This window comes from Shimia sp. (genome assembly GCF_041624275.1).
Classification (GTDB): Bacteria; Pseudomonadota; Alphaproteobacteria; order Rhodobacterales; family Rhodobacteraceae; genus Shimia.
Genome location: NZ_JBFJVE010000280.1, coordinates 1 through 2,684 on the forward strand (window position 1 = coordinate 1; position 2,684 = coordinate 2,684).

The following is a 2,684-nucleotide window of genomic DNA, read 5'->3' on the forward strand; positions in this document are numbered from 1 at the left end:
CAGCCGCGACATGAACCCCGACTACGCCGCGGCGGATGCCCCGGTCTGGGACGCGGACCCGATGAATATCACCGTGGTCGTGGAAACCGGAGACCACCACGTCAGCGTGCTGGACGGCGATACTTTCGAGGTGCTGGACCGCTTCCAGACCCCCTTTGCCGTGCACGGCGGGCCGAAATACGACCCGACCGGGCGCTACCTGTTCATCATGTCGCGTGATGGCTGGGTGCAGAAATACGACATTTACAGCCTTCAAACCGTGGGTCAGGTGCGCGCCGGCTTGAACAGCCGCAACATCGCCATGTCCAGCGATGGCAAATGGCTGGCGGTGGCCAGCTATCTGCCCAATATCCTCACCATCCTGTCGACCGAAGACCTGACCGTCGCCAAGGTGCAGCCCGTCGTCGGCAAGGACGGCACCCCCAGCCGGGTCTCGGCCGTCTATCAGGTGCCGCCGCGCGAAAGCTTCGTGCTGGCGCTGAAGGACGTGCCGGAAATCTGGGAGATCTTCTATGGCGCCAACCCGCCGCAATTCGGCTTTGCCCATGACTGGCGCACCGAGGGTCTGGCCCATACCGACATCCCCTTCCCGCTGCGCAAGATCACCCTGCCCGACTATCTCGACGATTTCTTCTTCGACCAGACATATGAATACATCATGGGCGCCTCGCGTGCCGGCGCCGAAGGCACCGGCGGTCAGGTGATCGACCTGGTGATCGGCCACAAGATCGCCGATCTCGACCTGCCGGGCATGCCGCACCTGAGTTCGGGCACCACATGGGAGCGCAATGGCACCACGGTCATGGCCACCCCGCATATGACCGGTGGCGTGGTCTCGGTGATCGACATGTCGACCTGGAAAACCATCAAGAAGATCGAAGCCAAGGGGCCCGGATTCTTTGTCCGCAGCCACGAGAACTCTAAATACATCTGGGCCGACGTGTTTTTCGGCCCCAACCGCGACCTGATGCATGTGATCGACAAGCAGAGCCTTGAAATCGTCAAGACCCTGCAACCGGCGGTCGGCAAGACCGTGGCGCATGTCGAATTCACCAAGGATGGTCGCTATGCCCTTGTTTCGGTGTGGGAAGATGATGGCGCAGTCATCGTCTACGATGCCGAAACCCTCGAGGAAGTCCGTCGCCTGCCGATGCGCAAACCGTCAGGAAAGTACAATGTCTGGAACAAGATCACATTCTCGGAAGGCACCAGCCACTGAGGCGCTGATCGTCGCCCATGGCCAGCCCTCGGACCCGGCCCCCGCCGAGGCCGCGCTGGCGCGGCTGAGAGACCGCGTGCAGGCCCATCTGCCCGAGCTGCGGCTGGGCTCGGCGACCATGGCCAACGGCAGCCGCCTCGAGGAACAGCTCGCCACCCTGCCCGAGGGCGGGCTGGTCTATCCGCTGTTCATGGCCAATGGCTGGTTCGTGCGCACCGCGCTGCGCCGCCGCATCGGCGAACGGCCGCTGCGCGTCCTGCCGCCGTTGGGGCTCGACCCCGAGTTGCCGGCACTGGCGGCCGGGCTGCTGAAGGCGGCGCTCGACGCCGGCGGGCTCGAGGCCGAAAAGACGCAGCTGATGATCGCCGCCCATGGCTCGGCCCATGGCCATGCCGCCGCCGAGGCCGCGCTGGCCTTTGCCCGCCGCCTTGATGGGCTGCTGCCCTTTGCCCGCGTCTCCACCGGCTTCGTCGAACAGGCCCCGCGCCTGCCCGATCTGTCGCGCGAGATCAACGCCCCCTGCCTCTGCCTGCCCTTCTTTGCCATGGACGGCGACCACATGAAGGAAGACGTGCGCCAGGACATGGCGGCGGCCGGTTTCGCCGGCGAGATCCTGCCCGCCCTCGGCACCGGCGCGGGCGTGCCCGAGCTGATCGCCACCGCGCTGCGCAACGCCCATTTCGAGAAAGAGGCCGCATGACCGCCCCCGAACCCGCCCCCTGGTCAGTGCGCAAGCTGGCCGTGGTCTTCTATCCCGCCGCCGCCGCTGCCGTGGCCATCAACCTGTTCCTTCTGGGCCTGTTGTGGCAGACCATCGGCTGGCCGGCGATGCCGCCGGTCGATGCCATCCTGTGGTCGATCCCGCTTGGCGTGCCGGCCTCATGGCTCTGCGCCAAATGGATCCGCAGCCTGATGGACGAGGCCGACGGGCGCAAGTAGGCCCGGCTCACCGCGTTGGCGACCGGCCGGCACGCGCTGCCTGCACTTCGCGAATGGATTTCAGCTCCGGGTGATCCAGTTCACCCAGCGGCAGTTCGACCGGCAGATCCAGCAGCATCTGGCCCAGCGCCTTGCCCTGCGGATCAAAGCGCAGCGAGGCGGTGCCGCCGCCGCCCAGCGCCTCGTACATCAGGTAGTTGAAGGCGCCGGGGCCGGGCAGCGCGTAGCGTTCCACCGCCCCGCGCACCAGATGCGCGAACCACCGCGCCACCACCCCGGCCGGCACCTGATCGCGGATCAGGGGCAGGAAATCCTCGTGCCGCGCCGCCAGCCCGATATTGGCGCGGTTGCCCTTGTCGCCCGAACGCGCATAGGCAATTGCCATCAACGGCAGCGTCACCGTCGCCCCGGCGGGCGGGCGCGGTGCATGGTCGAGGTCGGGGCCGGCGTCGCGATCGGGGCCGGGATCGGGCGCCGAACCTGTGGTCTCCGCGCGCCCCCGGACCGGGTCGGCGAACGCAACCGC

3 protein-coding genes and 1 pseudogene are annotated in these 2,684 nt (G+C 67.1%); 3 read left to right on the forward strand and 1 reads right to left on the reverse strand.

Features of this window, described 5'->3' with window-relative positions; all coding sequences use genetic code 11:
• From ABZD10_RS15045 to ABZD10_RS15055, 3 genes are all read left to right on the forward strand, one after another.
• Window positions 1-1,219: cytochrome D1 domain-containing protein (locus ABZD10_RS15045; protein ID WP_372887754.1), on the forward strand; the 1,219-nt coding region annotated here is incomplete at its 5' end.
• Window positions 1,176-1,919: a CbiX/SirB N-terminal domain-containing protein gene (locus ABZD10_RS15050; protein ID WP_372887756.1), complete on the forward strand. Its 744-nt coding sequence runs from the start codon at window positions 1,176-1,178 to the stop codon at window positions 1,917-1,919. The genes ABZD10_RS15045 and ABZD10_RS15050, both read left to right, overlap by 44 nt.
• Complete coding sequence (locus ABZD10_RS15055; protein WP_372887758.1) at window positions 1,916-2,158, forward strand: hypothetical protein; 243 nt, start codon at window positions 1,916-1,918, stop codon at window positions 2,156-2,158. The genes ABZD10_RS15050 and ABZD10_RS15055 overlap by 4 nt, the downstream gene beginning before the upstream one ends.
• Window positions 2,159-2,165: 7 nt before the next feature.
• On the opposite strand, the pseudogene ABZD10_RS15060 reads toward ABZD10_RS15055, so the two are convergent.
• A pseudogene (locus ABZD10_RS15060) lies at window positions 2,166-2,684 on the reverse strand (hypothetical protein); the annotation flags it as partial.